Origin of the sequence: Butyricicoccus sp. AF18-9LB, assembly GCF_027684505.1 — a bacterium.
Taxonomy (GTDB): Bacteria; Bacillota; Clostridia; order Oscillospirales; family Butyricicoccaceae; genus Agathobaculum; species Agathobaculum butyriciproducens.
Map to the genome: position 1 here is coordinate 24,604 of NZ_JAQCWA010000020.1, position 22,078 is coordinate 46,681.

Genomic DNA, 22,078 nt, shown 5'->3' on the forward strand with positions numbered 1-22,078 from the left:
GTTTTAACTGATTATTTGAAATATTTCTTGTACAGCTTATACATCGGCTTGCCATGCCGCAGCAGCACTCTGACGAGCGATATCGGCCGTATCGAGCAGTTTACGGTAAATGCCCACTCGGTATGGTCAGCGTTGAAGTCCGCGTCCGCGCTGACATGGTAATCCTGCATATCGAAAGTATTCTCCAGGAACGGAACAATGATTCCGCAGAGCGCCGCAGTCTGCCCGAGCAGAATGCCGGTCTGCGCCGCATCGTCCGTGCCGATAACTACGCGCGCCCGCAGTCTGCTGATGCGCAGGCGGTCGGTCAGGTCGCTGAGGAAATCGCGCACCGTGCCTGCGATCTCACCGACATCCAGTCCGTCCTTCGGCAGCGAGAGACCGGACTTGCCGCTCTTTTTCTTCTCACTTTCCTCGGATTTCTTCTGCTCCGCTTCCGTTTCCTCTTTTTTCTTTTTCAGGTGGCGCGGTCTCGGGTACAGCGGAATGCGAACCGGCCCATACCGCGCCTCCACGCTCACCTCGCCGGTCACGCCGACGGCTTCAATGCCTGCCCGAATGTTCAGCAGCACCAGCACAATCACCAATGCCAGCAGTACAATTCCAAGAAGAATGCCTAAAATCCAGAGTAAAACCGTTCCCATAGGCGGTCACTCCGTTTCCGGCGGCACAGGCTCGCCGTTCAAGAAGCGCAGCTGCTCGCCGGGCGGTGTCTCGTGCAGCGTGCCGTCCATGTTCAGCTCCATCTGCTCGTTTTCCTCGAGCGCGGGCAGCGCCGGAAGGTCCTCGATGCTTGCCAGTGAAAAGCTGCGCAAGAACTGGTCGGTCGTGCGGAACAGCATGGGCTTTCCGGGCACGTCCAGCCGCCCGGCCTCCTCGATGAGCCCCTTTTCCGCCAGACTGCTCACCGTGTTCGATGAATCGACACCTCTCAGCTGGTCGATGAACGCGCGCGTTACCGGCTGGCGGTATGCGATGATGGTCAGCACCTCAAGCGCCGCAGGCGACAGCGCAGGCGGTCTGCGCGATTCGGTCACGCGGCGCACATACGGCCCGTACATCGGCCGGGATGCCAGCTGCAGCTTGTCCTCGATACGCAGCAGCATGATGCCGCGGTTCTCGAAGTCGTAGCGGTTCTCAAGTGCAGCCGCCGCGTCCAGCAGCTCCGCCGGTGCGGCCTCGAGCGCCGCGGACAGCCGTTCAAGGGTAACCGCATCGCCTGCCGCGAACAGCACAGCCTCCAGTCCGGCCTCGAGCGCCGTCATGCTGCCGTTATTTTGTGTTGTCATTTGTCAGCATCAGCTCCATCTCCTCGCCGTCCCCTTCCAAACGGATTCGGCGGGTCTTGGATAATTCCAGCACTGCCAGAAAGGTAGCCACGATCTCCGAACGGTTTCTCGCATCGTCGAACAGCCGCATAAACGGCACGCGCATCCGGTACAGAAAGCGTTTGAGAATCGCGGTGACGCGTCCCTCTACCGGTACAGGCTCACGCCCGACAATGCCCTGAAACGAGGTCACCGGCGGCGGCAGGCGGCGCTTGGTGCGGCGCAGCATTTTGTTTGCCGCGCGGATGAGATCGTTTACCGTGTGGTGATACTCCACCGGCACATCATCCTGCCGTTCGGGCGGTTTGACGTAGATATCACGGCCGTTTTCGTTCTTTTCCGCAAAAAACGCGGTCGCGCTCTTGAGTCTCTGGTACTCGAGCAGCATTTCGACCAGACCCGCTCTCGGGTCCTCCTCGGCCTCGTCCTCCTCGTGCTTCGGCAGCAGCATCCTGGACTTGATGTACACCAGCTGCGCCGCCATTGCGATGAAGTCACCGGCAACGTCCAAATCCATGTGCTCGGCCTCATGCAGAACCGCCATATACTGCTCAAGGATTTCCGCGATGGGGATATCGTAAATGCTCACCTTGTTTTTGGAAATCAGGTGCAGCAGCAGGTCAAGCGGCCCGTCAAAGTTGTCTAAATGAAAATCCATAGCTTACAGAAACAGGCTGACGAAGTTTACCGCCAGCATGAGAACGCCGTTGCCGACCCAATCCATAATGCCGTCCAGCCAACCGAACCAGAGCGCCACGATAAACACGAAAAAGATGATATTCTGGTACTTCTGCAGCTTGAGCGACCACGAAAACGGCATAAATGCGTCAACGACGCGCGAGCCGTCCAGCGGGTGCACCGGAACAAGATTGAACACACCCAGACCGACCGACATGCTCGCAACGATGAGCAGGAACTGCGACAGCGACCACAGGAACGTATTCGCCATGTTCATGCGCACCACAAAATACAGGCAGTACGCGATAAAGGCGGTGATAAAGTTGGATACCGGACCGGCAAGCGCAGTCAGCGCCATGCCCCAGCGTCTGTTCCTGAAATTAGCGATATTGACCGGCACCGGACGCGCCCAGCCGAAGCCGAACAGCAGCAGGCACAGGAAACCGATCGGGTCGATATGCGCCATCGGCGACAGCGTTACGCGGCCGGAATCACGCGCGGTACGGTCACCGAGCAGATAGGCAGCACCGCCGTGCGCGGTCTCGTGGACGGACAGGCACAGCACGATCGCGGGCAGCGAAAGCGCCAGTGTGATAAATGCGGAGCGGATATCGCCGCTCATCAAAGCTCTCCAAAGCAAGCTGTTTCCTCCATTATTGCAGTGATTCTGATTCTATATTACCCTATAATGGATTATTATAACACGGATAGAGGTTGTTGTCACCCGAATATTTGTTCTGTACAACATTCGGCGGGATTTTGTCGTTTCATTGCAGGGCGGGGCGCTCCGAAGTGCCCTGCCCTGCATGATAACTTACCGAATGGATAATATCTTTGCTACATAATTCTCCACTCAGTAAGTTTTAGCAGCACATTAACGGATTATCTGCTATAATTAACTTGTACATTTATGCACTTGGAGGCTTCGACATGAAACGACAGGACGGGAAACCGCGTTTATTTTCGTTTACGCTGCGGGATTTTCTTATTTTCGCGGCGATATTTATCTGTGCACTGGTACTCTGCACCTTGCTGCGCCGCTCTGACATCAGCGACGGCTTCGCCTCTCCGGTATTTGTTCTCGCGGTGCTGCTCATCTCGCGCTTCACAAACGGATACCTGTTCGGCACGCTTGCCGCATTCCTGAGCGTTATCGGCATCAACTACATCTTCACCTTCCCCTACTGGGAATTTAACTTCACGATGACCGGCTATCCGCTGACGTTTTTCGTCATGCTGTGCGTATCGCTCATCACCTGCACGATGACCACCAAGATCAAGCAGCAGGAGCAGTTTCGCATGGAGAGTGAGCGCGAGAAAATGCGTGCCAACCTGCTCCGCTCGGTCTCGCACGACATCCGCACGCCGCTGACCTCCATCATCGGTTCAACCTCGGCCATTCTGGAAACGCCCGACCTGTCTCTCGAACAGCAGCATCAGCTGCTCGAGGATGTGCGCGATGACGCGCAGTGGCTGGTCCGCGTGGTGGAAAACCTGCTGTCCATCACCCGCATGGGCGAGGACACCCGGATCACCAAGCAGTCCGAGGCCGCCGAGGAGGTGCTCGGCGAGGTCGCCCGCAAATTCCGCAAGCACTATCCCGACGTCAAGATATCGGTGGCTGTGCCGGATGAGCTGCTCATCGTGCCGATGGATGCGATCCTCATTGAGCAGGTCATGACCAATCTGCTTGAAAACGCCGTTCGACACGGCAAAAACACCACCCATATTGCGCTCTCTGTGCATCAGGATGGCGAAAACGCCGTCTTTGCCGTGCAGGACAACGGCGGCGGCATCCCGCCCAAGCTGCTGCCTGTGCTGTTCAGCGGAACGCTGCGCCACAGCGACACGCCCACCGGAGACGGCAAGCGCAATATGGGGCTGGGACTTTCTGTATGCAACGCCATTGTCCGCGCACACGGCGGCACGATGCACGCACAAAATAAGGACGGCGGTGCGGAATTTATCTTCTGCCTGCCGATGATAGAAAAGGAGCCGGAACTGCAATGAACATTCGAGAAAAAATACTCATCGTGGAGGACGAAAAGAGCATTGCGCACTTTATCTCCACTATTTTGAACTCCAACGACTACGAAACGCTGCTGGCCCGCTCGGGCAGCGAGGCGAAGACCATGATCTCCTCGCACTGTCCGGATCTGGTCATCCTCGATCTCGGTCTGCCGGATATGGACGGCATTGACGTCCTGCGCGAGCTGCGCTCGTGGTCGAGCCTGCCGGTGGTGGTGGTTTCCGCCCGCTCGCACGAGCACGACAAGGTGCAGGCGCTCGATCTCGGCGCGGACGACTACCTGACCAAGCCGTTCGGCACCGCCGAGCTGCTCGCACGCGTGCGCACCGCCATCCGCCACACGAGAACCACCTCGGCGAACAGCGAAATCGCCCGCGAGGGCACCTACACGGTCGGTGAAATGACCATCGACTATAACAAGCATCAGGTGCTCGTCCGCGGCGAGAATGTCCATCTCACGCTCAGCGAGTTCCGTATCGTTGCGCTGCTCGGCAAGTTTGCCGGCAAGGTGCTTACCTACGATTACATCATCAAGGAGCTTTGGGGACCGCGAGCCGGCGGTGACAACCAGATCCTGCGCGTCAATATGGCAAATATCCGCCGCAAGATCGAAAAAAATCCTGCCGAACCGGAGTACCTGTTTACCGAGGTCGGCGTGGGATATCGTATGGCAGAGAATACGGATAATTGAGAATGGAGAATGTCGCTATCCTTGCGCGAGTTCCGTCCGCGCTGCGACGTGGTACCGCGCTACGCGCGATGATTAAATAACGGCGCTATGCGCCGAACCATAATTCTCAATCCTACATTATCAATTCTCCATTCCTAAACAAGAAATCCCGAACCGTTTGGTTCGGGATTTCTTTGTTTAGGTAAACTCCGTCGGTGAATAGCTGCCGTCCGCGATCTGCTGCGCGACTTCGTCGCTCAGTGCGTTATACACAACGCCCGGCTCCAGCGTGATGCCGTGAATTGCGGCAAGCTGAGAAACCGTTACAAATGCGTAGGTCTTATCCGTGCGGCTCTGCAGCTCGTCGATCGCTGCCAGTGCACCCCGAACCGAAGTCTCATACAGATCGTGCATCAGGACAACATCGCCGTCCTGCGCCTGCTCCACGATGACCTTCTTCACATGATCGGCATCGCGGTACTTCCAGTCCTCGGTGTCCACGCTCCAGTTGATGATCGGGTAGTTCAGCTCAGCGGCTACCGCCTTGACATCCGAGTTGACGCCGCCGCCTACCGGACGCAGCACCTGCGGTGCCTGCCCCGCAATATCCTTGATCGCATTGGTCGCATCGTCAATCTGTGTGCGGATATCATCCACGCCCAGACCGGTCAGGTGGCACATCGGATGATTCATGGTGTGGTTGCCCAGCTCATGGCCTTCGTTTACCATGCGCGGCAGCACATCCGATACCTCGGAGACACGCTCGCCGACCATCAAAAACGTAGCAACTGCGCCGCGCTGCTTGAGGCCGTCCAGCAGATAGTTGGTCAGGCCGTTCGGATAGCCGTCCTTCTTGCCGGTCGGACCGTCGTCAAACGTCAGCGCGATATAAACATCGGCCTCCGGAATATCGCCGTCCACGGCATCGCCCAGCTTATCCTTCATGTTCTTGAGGTAGGCCTTCTGGCTGTCAAAGCCGTCAAGCGTTACGCCGGTGAACGAGAATACGCCGTCACCGAGATCGGTATACGTTTTGCCAAGGATCGCCGCAAGCACCTGCGGAGAAACGTAAAAACGGTTCTTGTCCTGATCCGTGTAGGTGGAGAAGCCATTGCCGGAGGCACGCTTGCCGTCCACCTTGGTCTTGCCGTCATCCGCATCCACGGTCGCGGTGGATTCACCGCAGGTGACATTCCATGCGCCCTTGCCGTCGTCCTCGGCCTTGCCGCCGAGCGCGGTCATCGCAGCCTTGAGCGGGATATACGCCGTACCGTCCTGATCGAGCACACCTGCACCCAGCTTTTTGCCTTCTTCCACCATGTGCTTGGTGCTGCCTTCATAGAGCAGCTGATCCGAGCCGGTTCGCATAACGATGCTGCCGCTCATCACCTGTCCCTCGGCCGGGCCGAGCACCTTGAGCGCATCATCCGTAATTTCACCGATCTTCTTATCGGTCAGCGCCTTTTTCGCCTGACTGATGATGATCAGATCGCCGTTTTCGGCGGCAACCTCGCCGGTCTGCCACGAAAGTGCCTGACAGATATCCTTGACCGGCGCATAAACCACGCCGTTCTTCTCCACCGGTGCGGAGGCAAAGGTCTCGGTCGCGTCACCGACCTGCAGGTTTGTATCACTGAGCTTAATTGTCAGCACGGTCTTTTTGAGCGTGATCGTGCCGGATTTGGCATTCTCGTCCCAGTTCAGCTCCAATCCTAGGTTATCGCACAGCGAGCTGATGGACGCCATGCCGTTGCCCTGACTGTCACGGTAGGGCGCAGCGTCAACCTGTATCGTCTTGCCGTTCTTATATGCATTCGTGTTTCCCACCTGATACACCAGCACGTTGTTGCTGCTGACCACGTTTCCGACAATCGAGCGGACTGCCCGCACACCGAAGAAAATGACCGCAATGATCAGAATGATCAGAGCAAACAGCACACCGTAGTGACTGTTGCGCCGTCTGCGTCTGCGCCCTCTTCTATGCGGGCTGCGCGGCGCCTGCCGCGCCGATTCATATGCCATTTTTGTCATCCTTCCTATCCTTTTTATAATATATGCTGCTAAGATATAAGTATACCACCTTTCGACACAAAGCGAGGTTACAGTTCTGTTACTTTTTACAGCTTCCGTCCGCGCTTTTTTGTCCTTTTCTGACGGCAGACTTACGGCAACACCGCACAATGAAAGCCGCGGTTCCTTGCGCGAGTTCCGTCCGCGCTGCCGCGGCTTCTTGCGCAGGCTCCGGTCGCGCTGCCGCGGCGCTTTGCCTTACAAATCCTCGCCCGCACTCCAGTTGACAAGATGAGGCGACTTTTTCGGCTGCACAGATGCCGGGTCGGGCACCTTTACACCGAAGAAATCATACCACTGACCGCACTGCTCGCACTGCCAGGCCGTTGCTTCGGTTTCATCCATGATGAAAATCTCGTTTCCACATTCACAATTTAGAATTGTCATTATACTTCCTGCTTTCCTGCTGTTATATTTCTGCTATCAGTATAGCACAAGCCGCGCATAAAGTCGAATGTCGGCGCAAAGAAAAAGGGAGTGTTTCCACTCCCTTTCTGTTCGGTTACGGCAGCCTGAGCAGTCCCGCCTCGCGCAGACTGTTGAGCAGCTCGTTGAACCGTGCAACGATGTCGTCCGCACCGGTTGCGTCTGCTACCGATGCCGCCGGTTCCGGACTTGCACCGGCAGGTCCGGTCGGACCGGTCGGGCCGGTAGCGCCGACTGCACCCGCTTCACCTGTGGGGCCGGTCGGGCCGGTTAGGCCGACTGCGCCTGCTTCACCTGCGGGGCCGGTCGGACCGGTTGGGCCAACTGCGCCTGCTTCACCTGCAGGGCCGGTCGGGCCGGTAGCGCCAACTGCGCCTGCTTCTCCCGCGGGGCCGGTCGGGCCGGTTGGGCCAACTGCACCCGCTTCACCTGCGGGGCCGGTCGGGCCGGTAGCGCCGACTGTGCCCGCTTCACCTGTGGGGCCGGTCGGACCGGTCGCGCCGACTGCGCCCGCTTCACCTGCGGGGCCGATCGGGCCGGTTGGGCCGACTGCGCCCGCTTCACCTGCGGGACCGGTCGGGCCGGTTGGGCCAACTGCACCCGCTTCACCTGCAGGGCCGGTCGGGCCGATTGGGCCAACTGCGCCTGCTTCACCTGCGGGGCCGGTCGGGCCGGTTGGGCCGATGGGTCCCGGGAAGCCCGGCGGTCCCGGAGGCCCCGGAATGCCTCTCGGCCCCATTGGCCCCATCGGTCCCCTTTCTCCTCGCGGTCCGCGCGGACCCGGAGGACCGGGAGGACCGGGAGGTCCGGGAGGTCCCATCGCATCCGGTCGGCCGTTGCCCATCACCGCATCGCACACGCGCTCCTGCCAGCGTTCGCTCGGGCGTTCCCAGTTGCCGCAGCAGTCCTGTCGATCGTTCATGTCGTTCTTCCCTTCCTTCCGATTTGCCGGAAAGCTCCGGCAGTTCAATCTATGCCGAAGGCGGCTTTGCGGTGAGACCCTGCGCGGCAAAATACCGTCGGTTGTACGCCACCGCCGTCGACTGCGGACGCACAAGTGCTGCCCTTTCGTTCCAGGCACAGGCTTGCTTTGGGTCTCCTAATTTGTCCCAGCAGACGCACAGGCCGAGTGCCGGCGCATAAGCGCAGGCGTTCACATCAACAAAGCCGCGCAGCGCTGTGCTTGCGGCTCGAATGGCGGTTTCGTACCAGAACACCGCCTGTCTTGCGCGGTTATCCGCGTATTCGAGGGCTGCAAGCGCACAGCACACGGCACTGCGCGGCACCTCCAGTGCAAATGAGCGGGTCAGTGCCCGCTTTGCCTGCTCGCGCTCTCCGAGGGCGGTCAGCGCCTGCGACAGACCAAGGCACGCATCTATTTTGTTCTCTGCCCAGCCGTCCGGCATCGCAAGGAAGACTTCAAATGCTTCAACTGCCTGTGCGTACCGTTTATGCGCCAGCAGCTCTCGCGCGTAATAATAGCTGCCGCGTGCATCCAGCTTTTCCCCCTTAGCGAGCAGGTTTTCGTAGATTTTCAGGTTGCGGTCGGAGTACGCGCACGGCAGCTTGCGGTGTGTCACCGCCGCGTCTCCGTACCGAATATTCCCGCGCGGCACAATGCACTCGTGCACCGCACCCTGCCATCGGAAGTGCGCGGACGTTTTGAGCAGCCGCTCACGGTAACAGAAAAACGTCGGTCTGCCCTGCTCATCAAAACCGGTGTGGTACGGCAGCATGACGACATCGGCTGTGCCGTCCAGCTCCGCTTTGAGCGCAAGCAATTTCTGACGGTCAGACGGCAGAAGCACATCATCTGCATCCAGCCACAGCGTATAGTCCATGCGCGCCTGCGCAAACGAAAAATTGCGTGCAGCGGAGAAATCATCGCACCACGGAAACGCCTGCACAGTGCCGTATTTTCGGGCAATTTCCCGCGTTTTGTCGGTCGAGCCGGTGTCTGTGATGCAAATTTCATCCGCAATGCCGCGCACGCTGTCCAGACACCGCGCGAGCACCTTCTCCTCATTGCGTACGATCATGCAAAGGCTGACGGTCGTCATAGCATCCCTCCCAACCAGTCTATGCAAGGCGAATGAAGGTTGCTAATCTGCACGGATTCTGGTACAATAAGAAGAGTAAATCACGGAAACGGAGAGATTTTTCGATGGAGACCGAAGTAAAGCTGACCAAACTTGCTGGCTGCGCCGGCTGCGGCGCAAAAGTCGGCGCCGGAACGCTCGTACACCTGCTTGAAGGCTTTCGCACGCATACCGACCCGCGTTTGATCGTCGGCTATGACAAGAGCGATGACGCAAGCGTGTATGTGCTCGACGAGAACACCGCGCTCGTGCAGACGACCGACTTCTTCCCGCCCATCGTGGACGATCCGTTCCTGTACGGACAGATTGCGGCTGCCAACGCGCTCAGCGACGTGTACGCCATGGGCGGTGAGCCCAAGCTCGCGCTCAACATCATGTGTCTGGCGCAGAGCATGGACGATCATGCGGTGCAGGAAATCCTGCGCGGCGGCTACGACAAGGCCTACGAGGCCGGCGCGATCATCACGGGCGGCCACACCATTCAGGGTGCCGAGCCGATTTACGGACTGGCAGTTTCGGGCTTCGTGCATCCGAAAAAGGTGCTCACCAACAGCGGTGCAAAGCCGGGTGATGTGCTGATTTTGACCAAGCCGCTCGGCGTTGGCGTGCTGACCACAGCAGCAAAAGCGGATCTGGTTGAAAAGTCCGTGCTTGACCGCATCTACCGCCAGATGGCTGCGCTCAACAAGGTCGCGCGTGATGTTATGGTGAAATATCCGGTGCACAGCTGCACGGATGTCACCGGTTTTTCGTTGCTCGGCCACAGCTTTGAGATGGCACAGGGCAGCGGCGCTTCCGTGCACCTTCGCGCAGACGACGTACCCTATCATGCAGAAGCGTACCCGCTGGCAGAGATGGGACTGATTCCGGCAGGCGCGTACCGCAACCGGCAGTATGCGGAGGCCGGCGTATGTGTCAAGGGTAAGATTTCGCGAACCCTGCAGGATTTGTTTTACGACCCGCAGACCAGCGGCGGTCTGCTGTTTGCCCTGCCGGAGCAGGACGCGCAAGGCTGTCTGGATGAACTGCAGCAGAGCGTGCCGGAGGCGAAGATCGTCGGGTATGTTACCGAAAAACAGGAGTTTTCGATTTATTTGGAGTAAATATAAAATTGAGGATGGAGAATTGAGAATGGAAAATTAACATGGTGGTTGACCGTTTTCTTTTGAAATTGAACCCAATCAAAAAACACCCCGAACCACAGGTTCGGGGTGCAGTCTGTCAATAAAGTCCGTTTTCGCGATGCTGACGCTGCCGCGCGGCAGCGCGCATGAAATAGAATTTGCGCAGCAAATTCATAAAAACCGGGGGCGTGTACCTCGGTTTTTATACAAGGGAAGAAAAAATGTGTCCGGAGGACGCGGTTTTTCTTCAGCATTCGATCGAAAGCGTGGTTTCGATCGAGAGGCTGCTCGAAAAACGATAGTTTTTCGACAGCCTCAACCCCCCGAACCTATGTTCGGGGTGTTTTCTATTCGGAGCAGAAACTGAAATCTGACATTTCATTCTCCATCCCCCATTTTCAATTCTCCATTATTCTTTCCCGCCCTGCAGGATATAAATCCCATGCTCAATGGGTTCGAACACGGCCTGCAGATTTTCGCACGCGCCCTTGGGACTGCCCGGCAGATTGATGATCAAGCTCGTGCCGCGAATGCCCGCTGCCGCGCGCGACAGACACGCCTTCGGCGTAATCTGCATGGACGCTGCCCGCATGGCCTCCGGGATACCCGGCGCGAGCTTTTCGCAGACCTTGATAGTCGCCTCCGGCGTTACATCGCGCGGTGCAAAGCCGGTGCCGCCGGTGGTGACGATGAGTGCGAGCTTCTCCTCGTCGGCGGCACGGATGAGCGCGGACTCGATACGCGGCTGCTCGTCCGGCAGCACCTCGACCGCACCGACCGCGTAGCCTGCCCGCTCGAGCAGATTCTTGACGGCAGGGCCGCTCAAATCCTCGCGCTCACCGCGGAACGACCGGTCGCTGACGGTAATAACTTTAGCGGTCAGTGGGCGAACACTGTTCGCCCCTATGAGACATGACATATCACACACCTCCAAAGCCGCAGTGCGGATAAGTGCAGACCTCACAGCCGAGACACAGACCGCCTTCTCCGAGCGCAACAAAATCGCGCCTGGTCAGCCGCACGCCCGCCGCGATGCGCGGCAGCACCAGATCAAAAATGGTGGCCTTGGCGTACATGACGCATCCGGGCAGACCCATCACCGGACGGCCGTCCGCGTAGTAGCCCAGAAGGAACATGGCGCCCGGGAGCACCGGCGCGCCGTAGGTGACGATATCCGCGCCGCTCTGTTTGATCGCACCCGGTGTGGAATCGTCCGGATCGACGCTCATGCCGCCCGTGCACAGGATCATATCGACCGGCTTGTTTTTCATCTGCTCGATGGCCGCCGCAACGTTCTCCATGCCGTCCTCGACCAGAACGTGCTCGGTCATTTTGATGCCGAGTGCAGCCAGCTTTCGTTCTACAACCGGCGTGAAGCTGTCCGGAATGCGGCCTTTGGCTACCTCGCTGCCGGTGGTGACAACGGCTGCTGTTTTCAGCGTAAACGGGCGGACTTCCAGAATCGGCGTGCCGCCCGCCGCCTGCTCGGCCTGCCGCAGTTTCTCCTCCTCGATCACGAGTGGGATGACGCGCGTGCCGCACAGTTTGTCGCCCGGATGGACGATGCCGTTGCCGCGTCTGGTGGCGATCATGATTTCGTCAATACTGTTGACCGCATTCAGTCGCTCGGTATCGACCAGAAAAACGCCGTCAATGTCCGAAGAAAGCTCGATTTTGCCCTCTTTTGTCTCGCTTTTACGTATGTTGGCATTCTGACAGAGCGCACACAGCCGCTCTGCCGCGTCATTCTCGTGCAGAAAACCCGGCTGCAGCTCCCAGACGTAAAGCTGCTCCTTACCCATCGAAAGCAGCACCGGAATGTCCTCCGCGGTGACGATGTGGCCCTTGCGGAAGCGCGGCCCCTTGCTTACGCCCGGGATGATCTGCGTCATGTCGTGGCACAGAACATGGCCGACCGCGTCCTCGGTTTTGATACATTTCATGGCTTTTCCTCCTCGATCTCGTCACCGGCGGTGATCGTGCCGCCAGTCAGCACAACGGCGAAAATGCCGTCAGTCGGCATGACACACTTGCCCGTCATACGGCGGATTTCACAGTCATTATGGCATTCCTTGCCGATTTGCGTCACCTGCAGACGCGTTTTTCCCACGCGGAGCACCGTACCGACCGGTAAATGCTTAAGGTCAATCCCTTCGGTGAGGATGTTCTCCGCAAAGTCGCCCGCATGGAGCGTCAGACCGGTTCGGCGCATTTCGTCCACGCTCTCCTGCGCCAAAAGGCTGATCTGGCGGTGCCAGCTGCCCGCGTGCGCGTCACCGATGATACCGTGGTTTTCTTTCACTGTGATACGCTCCACCGGGTGCTTTTTTGTTCCTTTATGTTCACTAATACAAACTGCTTTTACTTTTGCCATGCTACTCTTTCTTCTTCCAATTCGTTAGTATACGGCGGGATGAGGTCATCCCGCCCTACAAATACCATAGTGTTATATCGTGCTATAATGAAAAAAATAAATGCACTAAATGCAGCCTTATCGGCTCATTTTTCATTCTCAATTTTCCATTATTTATCCCCCGATTTGGCTCATGCCTCTCCGGCTTTCACTCGGCTGCCCGGATTGCATATGGTGGCTGACCGGTTTTCCGAACATACCCTCGCGCAGTGCGCGTTCAAGGTTTTCACCGTGCAGACCGCGCAGCGGAATCTCCTGTGCCGAGTGCAGGCACGGTTTCAGCCTGCCGTCTGCGGTAACGCGGATACGGTCGCAGTCGGCGCAGAAACGGTGGCTCATCGGGCGAATCAGACCGATTTTCCCCTTCCAGCCGGGCATTCGATACCGTTCCGCAACGCCTTCATTCGGCAGACGCTGCAGCTCCGGCAGGGCGTGCAGCACCGCGTCCGCAGAGAGAAACCGCTCACGCGGCCAGTCCGCGCACTCACCAATCGGCATGAGTTCAATGAAACGTACCTCATATTTCCCGTCCTGCGCCAGCTGCGCCAGTGCCGGAATCTCGTCCGCGTTTACGCCGCCGAGCAGCACGGCATTCAGCTTTGTGCCGCGGAATCCGGCGTTCCACGCCGCGTCCAGACCGGCCAGCGTATCCGCGAGCGAGCCGCCGCGCGTCAGCGACGCGAATTTATCCTTGTTTAACGTATCCAGACTGATATTCAGCCGGTCAACCCCCGCTTGTTTCAGCTCTGCGGCGTACTGCGGCAGGAGTGCGCCGTTAGTCGTCATGGTGAGCTCCCGCACACCATTGATGGCACGCAGACTGCGGCACAAGTCCACGATGCCGCGCCGTACAAGCGGCTCTCCGCCGGTCAGCCGCACCTTGCTGACACCGAGCGAAACCGCCGCCCGCACGATCTCAGTCAGCTCCTCGAACGACAGCATTTCGCTGTGCTCCCGCTTGCACACGCCCTCAGCGGGCATACAGTACCGGCACCGGAAATTGCACCGGTCGGTCACCGACAGCCGCAGATAGCGAATATTTCTTCCTTGATTATCCAGCATTTTGCTCACTCCGTCAGCGGCATAACGTCCTCTGGGTGGACGTACAGCGTCAGCTTTTCCGTGCCGGAAAGCGTCTCCCAGACCGCCTTATCCAGCTCCCACCGCAGCCTGCCTGCGCCTGTCATCTGCAGCATGACCACGGTCGAAAACGGGTTTTCAACTACGCGCTCGACCGTGCACGGAATGGCGTTCTCCGTGCCCTCTGTGGTAAAGTAATGCGCACGAATCCCGACATAAGCGGTATCCTTCGGCACATGCAGTGCGGTTTTGAGCGTTACGTTCCAGTCCTTGCAAAACAGGGTTCCATCCTGTTTTACCTCGGCGGCAGAGACATTCTTGCAGCCGGAGATCAGCGCAGCCCCCATGGTTGCCGGTGCGCGGAACAGGTTCTTGACCGTCTCCTTCGGGTCGGATTTTCCCTTATTCAGCACGCACACCGTATCGCACAGGCGGTACACCTCGTCACGGTTGTGCGTGACGAACAGCGTACCGCACGAAAGATTTTTCAGGATGTCCGAAAGCTCCAGTTCCACCTGCCATTTCAGGTACGCATCCAGCGCGGAAAACGGCTCATCGAGCAGCACAAGCTCGGGCTGCCCGACCAGAATACGCGCAAGCGCACACCGCTGCTGCTGTCCGCCGGAAAGCTGACTCGGACGGTTGTTCTCCAGTCCTTCGAGTCGGAACGCGTGCAGGACCTCCCGCACCGCCTGCTCCCGCTCGTTTTTCGGGCGGGCGTGCGCGCCTGCGCGGATGTTCTGCTCGACCGTCATGTGCGGAAACAGCGCGTACTGCTGAAACAGACAGCCGACCTTTCGCTTCTGCGGCGGCAGGTCGATTTTCTTTTCGCTGTCGAACAGGACGTGCCCGTTCAACTCAATATGACCCTTATCCGGCCTCACGATGCCCGCGATGCACCCCAGCGTCATGCTCTTGCCGCAGCCGGAGGCACCGAGTAGCGCCATCACTTCCCGCTCAGCGGTGAAGTTCACTTTCAGGTGAAAATCTCCAAGCGTTTTCTCGATATCCACGATCAGTGCCATGCCTTACGCACTCCTCTCTCCCGCTTTTCGAGCAAATTGACCGCCAGCAGCACCACCGCCGAGATGGCAAGGTTGACCACGACCCACTTGAACGCCAGCGCGTCATCATTCGTGCGCCACAGCTGATAGACCGTCGTCGAAATGGTCGCTGTGCGTCCGGGCGTGTAGCCCGCCACCATGGATGTTGCGCCGTACTCACCGAGCGCACGCGCAAACGCGAGCACCGTTCCCGCAAGGATACCCTGCCTGCAGCAGGGCATGCGTACCCGCCAGAAAATCCAGGTGTTCGAGCGGCCGAGCGTGCGGCCTGCGTCGGCAAGCGTTTCGTCAAAGCTCTCGAACGCACCGCGCGCCGTGCGGTACATGAGCGGGAAAATGACAACGGCGGTTGCGAAAATCGCCGACCACCAGACCATGGTCAGCTTGAGATTAAAATGCGCGAGCACCCATGCGCCGACAGTTCTTTTCGGTCCGAGCACGCGCAGCAGCAGATAGCCGACCACCGTAGGCGGCAGCACGAGTGGCAGCGTGAACAGCACATCCAGCACACCTTTGAGCGCGCGCGGCAAACGTGCAACATAATAGGCTGCCGCAATCCCCGCGAAGAAGATGATCGCTGTGGAAATAAGCGCGATACGCAGTGAGTTATATAATGGATACCAGTCCATAATCGTCTCCTTTTGCAAATAAAGGCGAGAGATTGCTCCCTCGCCTTTCTATTGTATCAGATTATGCCAACGTGGTAAAGCCTACGCTCTCGAATACCTTGCCTGCTTCATCGGTGGTCAGATAGTCAAGGAACGCCTTTGCCTCGTCTGCGTGCGTACTGTTCTTGAGCACGGCTGCCGGATAGATGACCTGACCGCACATATCAGCAGTTGCCCCGTCAACCGTGTCGAGACCTGCCGAGAATGCGTCGGTTGCGTAGATAATGCCGCAGTCCACCGCGCCTTCGCTTACCTGCGTGGTAACTTCCTTAACGTTCGAGCCGTAGGTCAGTACGCCGGAGGAAGCCAGCGCAGCCTCGTCCAGACCGTAGTGCGCGAAGATCTTCTGGGTGTACTGGCCGACCGGTACGTCGCTGTTTCCGATGGCAAGCAGCACGTCACCGCTCTTCAGCTTTTCCGCGAGGTCGTCAAAGCTCTGCACACCCTTCGGGTTGCCCTCCGGCACAGCCAGCGTTACCTTGTTCTCGAGCAGGTCGATGCGGGTGCCGCCAAGCAGCTCATCCAGACCGTCCGGGTTCTTGTCGGTATCGTCCTTAAGAGAGCCGTCGAGTGCGTTCATCTGCTTGGGTGCTGCAGAGATGAACACGTCGCAGTCCGCGCCTTCCTTGATCTGGGTGAGCAGGTCGCCGGAGGAGGCAAAGTTGAACGTCAGGGTGACGTTCGGGTCAACGCTCTTGTAGTCCTTTGCAATCTGGTTCAGGGTCTCGGTCATGGAGGCCGCCGCAAATACGGTCAGCTCTGCGGAATCTGCAGAACCCGTGTCCACAGCTGCGCTGTCGCTGCTCTGGGATGCACCACAGCCCGCCAGCATTGCCAATGACAGAGCCGCTGCTGCAAATCTTGCAAAACAGTTCTTTTTCATTGGTTTTTCTCCTCTATTTTATGATTTCTTAATGAAAGACGTTGGAAAAGTGAAGCAATGCTTCCAGCACACCGCCGCCGACCGCAAGCGCCTTATCGGATGCGGTATTGCAGTTTTCACGCTTGCCGCGCGGATCGACGTCACCAGATTTCATGCCCTCATGTACGGGTACGCCAGCCTGCAGCAGACCGCGCAGACAGCCGGTGATGGTGGTTTTCATGGGTTTTCCCGCAACATATGCGATGGTGTCTCCCGTCTCGACCAGATCGCCGATTTCATGGCACGGCTCGAACAAGCCGTCTGCCGGGGCACGCAGAACGCGCTCTGCCGCATGGCCACCGATCACACCGGGAACGCCCGTATTCGGCAGCGGCGAACCTGTGTACAGCACCCGTCCGAGTGTATGCCCGCGCATGGTCTCAACCGCCGCGTGACAGTCCACGCCGGCCGTAAAGCCCGGACCGACCGCAATGACGATCGGCGCATCCGTGATGTGCGTACCGAGGTTTTTCTTCGCCAGAATCGCGTCCACCAGGGCATCAGGGTGCAGTTCCTGCACACAGCCTGCCGCCGGATCGGCCAGCACAGCAATGATGCCCTGTTCGGTCAGTGCTGCCGCTTCAGCTGCGCTATCGGCTCGGCGTGCATGCACGCCCTCAACGACTGTTTCGCCCAATCGAATCGCTTCCGAAAAGCATACCGTGCGGCGGATCGACGTTGGCTGCGGCAGGTCTGTCAGCACCAGACGAATGCCTGCACGGTACAGCCGCAAGGCAATCCCCGTGGCAATGTCTCCCGCACCGCGTATCACGACTAACATGGCGTTTTCCTCCGTTTATCTTCGTTGTATTTTGCAAACTATAACGATTGCTACCGATGATTATAGCGTATCGGTCGAGTGAAGTCAATATTTTTTCTGTGTGGCAGACATGATATAATACTATTATAAAAGCATGGCTGCAGGACGGGGTGACCTCCCGCCGCATATAACAACATGCAGATAATTTACAACGGCGGGATGAGGTCATCCCGCCCTACGGTAAACATGGCTGTATTAGGTGGATTTATGAAAATATGTGAACAATTACACATGATAAAAGGCATAACCGCCGTGATCGGCAGCGGCGGAAAAACAACTTTACTGCGTATACTGGCCGAAGAATTATCCGGAACGGTGATTTTGACGACTTCCACGCACATTTTGCCGTTTGCGGGCATTCCCCTGTTGGTGACGGATGACATCGAACAGGTCCGCCGCGCACTTGCGCTTCACCGCGTGATCTGCATGGGCACGCCTGCCGCTGAGGGCAAGCTGACCGCGCCGGCACTTCCCTTTTCCGTGCTCGCGGACGCCGCTGACTATGTGATTGTGGAGGCCGACGGCTCCAAGCGGCTGCCGCTCAAGGCACACGCCTCGCATGAGCCGGTCATACCTGAGAATACACGCAAAACCGTGTGCGTCGTGGGCGCATCCGGGTTTGGAAAGCCGGTCGAACAAACCGTACACCGACCGGAATTGTTCTGTGCACGCACCGGTGCACACATGAGCGGTATTGTCACGCCGGAGCTGGCCGCGCAAGGCATTATTGCAGAACACTCAGCGGATATCGTTGTGCTCAATCAGGTGGAAACGATATCTCCGGCAGCAGCGAAAAGTTTTGCAGATACACTTCAAAACGCCAATATAACGGCTATCTGCACCAGTTTAATGCAGGATAAACGCTGATTTGCATCTTTGCTCTTCACGCTCAACGCTAATAAGAAAGAACCGCACAATGTGCGGTTCTTTCTTCAGTCTGTCAAAAAAGTCAGATTGGCGTTTTGCGTTTCGTGCGGCAGCACGCATAAAATAGAATTTGCAAAGCAAATTCATAAATTCCGGGAGCATGTATCTCGGAATTTATACAAAGGAAGAAAAAATGTGCCCGTCAGGGCGCGGTTTTTCTTCGGTTTCGCTCGAAAGCGTGGTTTCGAGCGAGAGGCTGCTCGGAAAACGTTAGTTTTTCGACAGCCTCAAGAAAGAACCGCACAATGTGCGGTTCTTTCTTATTCCATTCCCACAGGTTTATCGCTGTTAAACTTGGTTTTGATTGCAATATCCGTATAAAGCAGTTCTTTTTCCGGTGCTTTTTTGTTCTGCAGGTAATCAAACAGCAGGAACGGCGGCCGGTAGCCCTGCTCGAATGCCTTCTGATCGAGCACAAAACTCAAGCTATCTGACTGGAGCAGCTTCATATTCATCGGGTTGAGGTCGAATGCAACGACCTTGACCTTGCCCTTTCGGCCTTCTTCTTCTACAGCTGCGCACGCACCGGCCTGTCCGTTGGACGCAACGTAAATGCCGGTCAGGTCAGGATTTGCACGCAATGCGTGCTGCGTAATCTCGTGAGCATAGTCATCCCGGTCGAAACATGGCTGAAATGCTAACAGTTCAATTTCGTTTCCTGTTTCGCCATTAATGGTATCCATAAATCCGTTTAATCGGTTATTATGTGCGGTATTATTCAAGTGTCCCGCCAGCGGAAGCACCTTGCCGCCCTCGGGCAGCATCAACCGAAGCAAGCCTGCGGCGGTCTGTCCGGCGCGGTAGTTGTCCATACCAATGAACGCAAGACGCCTGCTGCCCGGTGCATCCGAGTTGAGTGTGATGACCGGAATGCCCTGTTCGTACAGTTCATCGATGCACTGGCGAATCTCCGGCGAGTTGTTCGGCGCGATAGCCAGTCCCTGCACGCCCTGTGAAACCAGATCTTCAATGTGTTCGAGTACCATTTCGGTATCCAGACCACGGTTTTCGCGCATGATCAGTTCCACGCCCGAGGCGGCAAGCTCCTCTGCGGCACGCTGCACGCCTGCACGCACGATCTGTATCGTCGGCGTCTCGACGGATTGCAGGATCGCCCCCAGCTTGAACTCCCTGCGGGATTTGACCAGCGCCTGTCCGATCAGGTTGGGCTTATACCCTAATTCTGCTGCAATTTTATGGATTTTCGCTGCTACTTCTGGGTTTACGCGCCCTCGATTGTGCAGCGCACGGTCTACCGTACCGCGGGATACACCTGCCAGCTCCGCGATCTGCTGTGCGGTTACAGCCATGTTTTTTCCTCCTTATTCTATGATAGAAAGCACCGTAGCTTTCATTGTGCGGTGTTTCCTCACCACATTCTTTTTTCTTTATTTACAGTATAGCACAATGCACGCATCTTGCAACTATTTTTTGCGTGTATCCCTGTTTAAATTTACGCGTTTCCGCTTTTGTACGGCTTATTTACAAACAAATCGTCTATTTTTCGTGCAGTTTCACCAACATAATGCACACCTTTGCACGCATACTCACGAAAATAAATGTCTTTTCGCACAAAAAACCATCCGTGTTTTTGTTGCGTTCACCGAATCATTCAGAATATCATTCTTAAGACTTGAAACGCGCAGGATATCGTGATAACCTATAGACAACGAAATAAATCCCCTGAAAACGCAGTGAACATCACCCATGATTCAAGTGCATTTTCGACGGGGAATTATTTTTCAAAAAGTGCGTTCACGAGAACGCCACAGACTATATCTTACTTATAGGGGGTAACACAATGTCATTCTTCTCCTCACTCGCCTGGACAGGCATCTCCTTCCTGCTGTTCACGGTGCTTGTTGCGGTCATTTCCGCTTGGAAAACCCGCGATGAGCAGCTCGACACAGCTGAGGGCTACTTCCTCGCCGGTCGCGGATTGCCCGGTGTGGTAATCGCCGGTTCTCTGCTGCTGACCAACCTCTCCGCCGAGCAGCTCGTCGGTCTGAACGGTCAAAGCTGGAAAACCAATATGGGCCCGATCGCATGGGAGGTCGGCTCGATGTTTACGCTGCTGGTTCTGGCGTATTACTTCCTGCCAAAATACCTCAAAATGGGCGCCATGACTATTCCTTCTCTGATGGAAGCACGCTACGGCAAGGGCACCAAAACGATGTTCTCGCTCGTAATCGTCATCATGTACTCCATCCTCAACCTGCCGGTCATCCTGTACTCCGGTGCAGTCGTATTTGAGCAGATCTTCGACATTTCCGGCATCCTCGGCACCAGCAAGTTCATGGCTGTTGCCATCCTGTGCATCATTATCGGCATCATCGGCGGCTGCTACGCGATTTTCGGCGGCCTGAAAGCAGTTGCAGTATCTGATACCATCAACGGCGTCGGTCTGATTATCGGCGGTCTGATGATCCCCTTCCTCGGCTTCGCGGCACTGTCTGCAGCAACTGGCGGTCATGGCATTTTCGACGGCATCAAGTACATGGTAGAGGCAGATCCGGCCAAAATGAACGCAATCAACGCATGGAATGCACCGGAACCGGAAGTTCCGTGGCCGCTGATCATCACCGGTATGTTCTTCAACAACCTGTACTGGTGGTGCACCAACCAGTCCTTCGTACAGCGTTCCCTCGCAGCAAAGAGCTTGAAGGAAGGTCAGAAGGGCGCTATCTTCTGCGGCTTCCTCAAGTGCCTCGGCCCTCTGTACCTCGTTATTCCGGGCGTTATCGCATTCTACCTGCCGTCCATTCAGGACAAGCTGACCGCTGCCGGTTCCTCTGCAATCGACTTTGCTTATCCGGCACTGATCGCTGAGATCGTTCCGAAGCCGGTCATGGGCTTTTTCGCCGCGGTCATGTTCGGTGCGATCCTCTCCTCGTTCAACTCCGTGCTGAACTCCGCGTCCACCATGTTCACCCTTGACCTGTACCGTTCGTCCATCAACCCGCAGGCTTCTGACACCAAGTGCGTCAAGGTCGGCAAGATCTACGGCACCATCGCAGGCTGTGTAGCAATCGTCATCTCTCCGTTCGTTATGTACGCCGGCGGCATTACCACCTTCCTGAACTCTATGAGCCAGTTCGTATCCCTGCCGGTACTGTGCACCATCCTCGGCATCTTCATGTTCAAGCGCATCCCGAAGTATATGCCGAAGGTAATCACCGTGTTCCACGTTGTATGCTACGGCGCCTTCCTGCTGATCAAGCCGTGCTATCCCGGTTCGTCCAACCCGATCCACTATCTGTACGCAATGGCTGTTCTGTTCCCGATCGAGCTGCTCATCATGTGGTACCTGAACAAGTATCGTCCGGGTGAGGAATATGAGATTCACGACGTCGGCGCAGTTGATCTGACCCCGTGGAAGTACCGTCATGTAGTTTCCATCGTTGGTCTGATTATCGCTGTTGCGATCTATATCCTGTTCTCTCCTCTCGGCATCGCAGCTTAATTTGTCCCTTGTTGCACTCTTTGTGCATTGATCCCTCGCTTTCCGGCGGTGAATTATCCTCACCGCCGGAAAGCAAAATTTTTTTACGAAATTTGAAATTTCCTCTTGCGTTCTCGTGAACGCGGATGTATAATCACCTTGACCTCAGAAATGAGCAGTGCACGCAAAACTTCGAGCAAGCCGCGTGCAGCAAAACAAACCATAAATAACGCAGGCAACTGCACAACACGAATTTATCACTTTTTAGGAGGAATTCATCATGGAAAATCTGAACATTGCACTGATCGGCTGCGGCAT

General features: G+C 56.9%; 22 protein-coding genes. 5 read left to right on the forward strand and 17 right to left on the reverse strand.

Annotated features, from left to right (window positions below; all coding sequences use genetic code 11):
* Nucleotides 1–11: 11 nt before the first annotated feature.
* From PGY33_RS10850 to PGY33_RS10865, 4 genes are read right to left on the reverse strand one after another with little or no spacing between them, the layout of a single operon-like run.
* Nucleotides 12–644, reverse strand: a complete 633-nt coding sequence (locus tag PGY33_RS10850; RefSeq protein WP_117492313.1) for a DUF2953 domain-containing protein — start codon at nucleotides 642–644, stop codon at nucleotides 12–14.
* A 6-nt stretch (nucleotides 645–650) separates the two neighbouring features.
* On the reverse strand, nucleotides 651–1,289 hold the full coding sequence (gene scpB / locus PGY33_RS10855; protein ID WP_243022957.1) for an SMC-Scp complex subunit ScpB: 639 nt from the start codon (nucleotides 1,287–1,289) through the stop codon (nucleotides 651–653).
* Nucleotides 1,273–1,986: a segregation and condensation protein A gene (locus tag PGY33_RS10860; RefSeq protein WP_270478594.1), complete on the reverse strand. Its 714-nt coding sequence runs from the start codon at nucleotides 1,984–1,986 to the stop codon at nucleotides 1,273–1,275. The genes scpB and PGY33_RS10860 overlap by 17 nt, the downstream gene beginning before the upstream one ends.
* Nucleotides 1,987–1,989: 3 nt before the next feature.
* The gene (locus tag PGY33_RS10865; protein WP_270478596.1) at nucleotides 1,990–2,646 is read right to left on the reverse strand and encodes a site-2 protease family protein; all 657 of its coding nucleotides are present in this window, start codon (nucleotides 2,644–2,646) and stop codon (nucleotides 1,990–1,992) included.
* 290 nt (nucleotides 2,647–2,936) lie between these two features.
* On the opposite strand from PGY33_RS10865, the gene PGY33_RS10870 reads away from it, so the two are divergent.
* Nucleotides 2,937–4,016 (forward strand): sensor histidine kinase, encoded by a 1,080-nt coding sequence (locus PGY33_RS10870; protein ID WP_118481259.1) that lies wholly within the window; start codon nucleotides 2,937–2,939, stop codon nucleotides 4,014–4,016.
* Nucleotides 4,013–4,726, forward strand: coding sequence for a response regulator (locus tag PGY33_RS10875; RefSeq protein WP_110436634.1), 714 nt, complete (start codon nucleotides 4,013–4,015; stop codon nucleotides 4,724–4,726). Before PGY33_RS10870 ends, PGY33_RS10875 begins: the two co-directional genes overlap by 4 nt.
* 177 nt (nucleotides 4,727–4,903) lie before the next feature.
* Here PGY33_RS10875 and PGY33_RS10880 read toward each other — a convergent pair whose 3' ends face one another.
* The 4 genes from PGY33_RS10880 to PGY33_RS10895 all read right to left on the reverse strand — a co-directional run bounded on the left by PGY33_RS10880 (nucleotide 4,904) and on the right by PGY33_RS10895 (nucleotide 9,261).
* The gene (locus tag PGY33_RS10880) at nucleotides 4,904–6,727 is read right to left on the reverse strand and encodes a polysaccharide deacetylase family protein (protein WP_270478598.1); all 1,824 of its coding nucleotides are present in this window, start codon (nucleotides 6,725–6,727) and stop codon (nucleotides 4,904–4,906) included.
* Nucleotides 6,728–6,973: 246 nt separating this feature from the next.
* Complete coding sequence (locus PGY33_RS10885; protein ID WP_110436632.1) at nucleotides 6,974–7,162, reverse strand: hypothetical protein; 189 nt, start codon at nucleotides 7,160–7,162, stop codon at nucleotides 6,974–6,976.
* A gap of 115 nt (nucleotides 7,163–7,277) precedes the next feature.
* Nucleotides 7,278–8,123 carry a hypothetical protein gene (locus PGY33_RS10890; RefSeq protein ID WP_270478600.1) on the reverse strand — a complete coding sequence of 282 codons (846 nt, stop codon included), beginning with the start codon at nucleotides 8,121–8,123 and terminating at the stop codon, nucleotides 7,278–7,280.
* A 49-nt stretch (nucleotides 8,124–8,172) separates the two neighbouring features.
* A complete protein-coding gene (locus PGY33_RS10895) occupies nucleotides 8,173–9,261 on the reverse strand; it encodes a tetratricopeptide repeat-containing glycosyltransferase family 2 protein (protein ID WP_270478602.1) in 1,089 nt (362 codons plus the stop codon).
* Nucleotides 9,262–9,365: 104 nt separating this feature from the next.
* On the opposite strand from PGY33_RS10895, the gene selD reads away from it, so the two are divergent.
* Nucleotides 9,366–10,403, forward strand: coding sequence for a selenide, water dikinase SelD (selD, locus tag PGY33_RS10900; RefSeq protein ID WP_270478604.1), 1,038 nt, complete (start codon nucleotides 9,366–9,368; stop codon nucleotides 10,401–10,403).
* 430 nt (nucleotides 10,404–10,833) lie between these two features.
* Here selD and PGY33_RS10905 read toward each other — a convergent pair whose 3' ends face one another.
* The 8 genes from PGY33_RS10905 to yqeB form a co-directional block, all read right to left on the reverse strand.
* Complete coding sequence (locus tag PGY33_RS10905) at nucleotides 10,834–11,343, reverse strand: MogA/MoaB family molybdenum cofactor biosynthesis protein (protein WP_270478605.1); 510 nt, start codon at nucleotides 11,341–11,343, stop codon at nucleotides 10,834–10,836.
* Nucleotide 11,344: 1 nt separating this feature from the next.
* Entirely contained in the window at nucleotides 11,345–12,367 is a 1,023-nt protein-coding gene (locus PGY33_RS10910) for a molybdopterin-binding protein (protein WP_270478606.1), read from the reverse strand.
* Entirely contained in the window at nucleotides 12,364–12,798 is a 435-nt protein-coding gene (locus tag PGY33_RS10915) for an MOSC domain-containing protein (protein WP_270478607.1), read from the reverse strand. Before PGY33_RS10915 ends, PGY33_RS10910 begins: the two co-directional genes overlap by 4 nt.
* Before the next feature lie 153 nt (nucleotides 12,799–12,951).
* Nucleotides 12,952–13,899, reverse strand: a complete 948-nt coding sequence (moaA, locus tag PGY33_RS10920) for a GTP 3',8-cyclase MoaA (protein ID WP_270478609.1) — start codon at nucleotides 13,897–13,899, stop codon at nucleotides 12,952–12,954.
* A gap of 5 nt (nucleotides 13,900–13,904) precedes the next feature.
* Entirely contained in the window at nucleotides 13,905–14,942 is a 1,038-nt protein-coding gene (locus PGY33_RS10925) for a sulfate/molybdate ABC transporter ATP-binding protein (RefSeq protein ID WP_270478612.1), read from the reverse strand.
* Nucleotides 14,933–15,610, reverse strand: coding sequence for a molybdate ABC transporter permease subunit (modB, locus tag PGY33_RS10930; RefSeq protein WP_270478614.1), 678 nt, complete (start codon nucleotides 15,608–15,610; stop codon nucleotides 14,933–14,935). Before modB ends, PGY33_RS10925 begins: the two co-directional genes overlap by 10 nt.
* Nucleotides 15,611–15,671: 61 nt before the next feature.
* Complete coding sequence (gene modA / locus PGY33_RS10935; protein ID WP_270478617.1) at nucleotides 15,672–16,532, reverse strand: molybdate ABC transporter substrate-binding protein; 861 nt, start codon at nucleotides 16,530–16,532, stop codon at nucleotides 15,672–15,674.
* Nucleotides 16,533–16,560: 28 nt separating this feature from the next.
* Nucleotides 16,561–17,352 carry a selenium-dependent molybdenum cofactor biosynthesis protein YqeB gene (yqeB, locus tag PGY33_RS10940; RefSeq protein ID WP_270478621.1) on the reverse strand — a complete coding sequence of 264 codons (792 nt, stop codon included), beginning with the start codon at nucleotides 17,350–17,352 and terminating at the stop codon, nucleotides 16,561–16,563.
* A 270-nt stretch (nucleotides 17,353–17,622) separates the two neighbouring features.
* Between yqeB and yqeC the strand changes: the two genes are divergently transcribed.
* A complete protein-coding gene (yqeC, locus tag PGY33_RS10945) occupies nucleotides 17,623–18,258 on the forward strand; it encodes a selenium cofactor biosynthesis protein YqeC (protein WP_199667508.1) in 636 nt (211 codons plus the stop codon).
* Between the two features lie 320 nt (nucleotides 18,259–18,578).
* Here the strand turns inward: yqeC and PGY33_RS10950 are convergent, their stop codons facing one another.
* Entirely contained in the window at nucleotides 18,579–19,628 is a 1,050-nt protein-coding gene (locus tag PGY33_RS10950) for a LacI family DNA-binding transcriptional regulator (protein WP_270478623.1), read from the reverse strand.
* A 491-nt stretch (nucleotides 19,629–20,119) separates the two neighbouring features.
* On the opposite strand from PGY33_RS10950, the gene PGY33_RS10955 reads away from it, so the two are divergent.
* On the forward strand, nucleotides 20,120–21,781 hold the full coding sequence (locus tag PGY33_RS10955) for a solute:sodium symporter family transporter (RefSeq protein WP_118481245.1): 1,662 nt from the start codon (nucleotides 20,120–20,122) through the stop codon (nucleotides 21,779–21,781).
* Nucleotides 21,782–22,078 lie beyond the last annotated feature (297 nt).

What these genes read in the sequence shown, in the direction of transcription:
- PGY33_RS10850 (WP_117492313.1), bottom strand. Translation starts at nt 644, where the DNA reads ATGGGAACGGTTTTACTCTGGATTTTAGGCATTCTTCTTGGAATTGTA.
- scpB (WP_243022957.1), bottom strand. Translation starts at nt 1,289, where the DNA reads ATGACAACACAAAATAACGGCAGCATGACGGCGCTCGAGGCCGGACTG.
- PGY33_RS10860 (WP_270478594.1), bottom strand. Translation starts at nt 1,986, where the DNA reads ATGGATTTTCATTTAGACAACTTTGACGGGCCGCTTGACCTGCTGCTG.
- PGY33_RS10870 (WP_118481259.1), top strand. Translation starts at nt 2,937, where the DNA reads ATGAAACGACAGGACGGGAAACCGCGTTTATTTTCGTTTACGCTGCGG.
- PGY33_RS10875 (WP_110436634.1), top strand. Translation starts at nt 4,013, where the DNA reads ATGAACATTCGAGAAAAAATACTCATCGTGGAGGACGAAAAGAGCATT.
- PGY33_RS10880 (WP_270478598.1), bottom strand. Translation starts at nt 6,727, where the DNA reads ATGGCATATGAATCGGCGCGGCAGGCGCCGCGCAGCCCGCATAGAAGA.
- PGY33_RS10885 (WP_110436632.1), bottom strand. Translation starts at nt 7,162, where the DNA reads ATGACAATTCTAAATTGTGAATGTGGAAACGAGATTTTCATCATGGAT.
- PGY33_RS10890 (WP_270478600.1), bottom strand. Translation starts at nt 8,123, where the DNA reads ATGAACGATCGACAGGACTGCTGCGGCAACTGGGAACGCCCGAGCGAA.
- PGY33_RS10895 (WP_270478602.1), bottom strand. Translation starts at nt 9,261, where the DNA reads ATGACGACCGTCAGCCTTTGCATGATCGTACGCAATGAGGAGAAGGTG.
- selD (WP_270478604.1), top strand. Translation starts at nt 9,366, where the DNA reads ATGGAGACCGAAGTAAAGCTGACCAAACTTGCTGGCTGCGCCGGCTGC.
- PGY33_RS10905 (WP_270478605.1), bottom strand. Translation starts at nt 11,343, where the DNA reads ATGTCATGTCTCATAGGGGCGAACAGTGTTCGCCCACTGACCGCTAAA.
- PGY33_RS10910 (WP_270478606.1), bottom strand. Translation starts at nt 12,367, where the DNA reads ATGAAATGTATCAAAACCGAGGACGCGGTCGGCCATGTTCTGTGCCAC.
- PGY33_RS10915 (WP_270478607.1), bottom strand. Translation starts at nt 12,798, where the DNA reads ATGGCAAAAGTAAAAGCAGTTTGTATTAGTGAACATAAAGGAACAAAA.
- moaA (WP_270478609.1), bottom strand. Translation starts at nt 13,899, where the DNA reads ATGCTGGATAATCAAGGAAGAAATATTCGCTATCTGCGGCTGTCGGTG.
- PGY33_RS10925 (WP_270478612.1), bottom strand. Translation starts at nt 14,942, where the DNA reads ATGGCACTGATCGTGGATATCGAGAAAACGCTTGGAGATTTTCACCTG.
- modB (WP_270478614.1), bottom strand. Translation starts at nt 15,610, where the DNA reads ATGGACTGGTATCCATTATATAACTCACTGCGTATCGCGCTTATTTCC.
- modA (WP_270478617.1), bottom strand. Translation starts at nt 16,532, where the DNA reads ATGAAAAAGAACTGTTTTGCAAGATTTGCAGCAGCGGCTCTGTCATTG.
- yqeB (WP_270478621.1), bottom strand. Translation starts at nt 17,352, where the DNA reads ATGTTAGTCGTGATACGCGGTGCGGGAGACATTGCCACGGGGATTGCC.
- yqeC (WP_199667508.1), top strand. Translation starts at nt 17,623, where the DNA reads ATGATAAAAGGCATAACCGCCGTGATCGGCAGCGGCGGAAAAACAACT.
- PGY33_RS10950 (WP_270478623.1), bottom strand. Translation starts at nt 19,628, where the DNA reads ATGGCTGTAACCGCACAGCAGATCGCGGAGCTGGCAGGTGTATCCCGC.
- PGY33_RS10955 (WP_118481245.1), top strand. Translation starts at nt 20,120, where the DNA reads ATGTCATTCTTCTCCTCACTCGCCTGGACAGGCATCTCCTTCCTGCTG.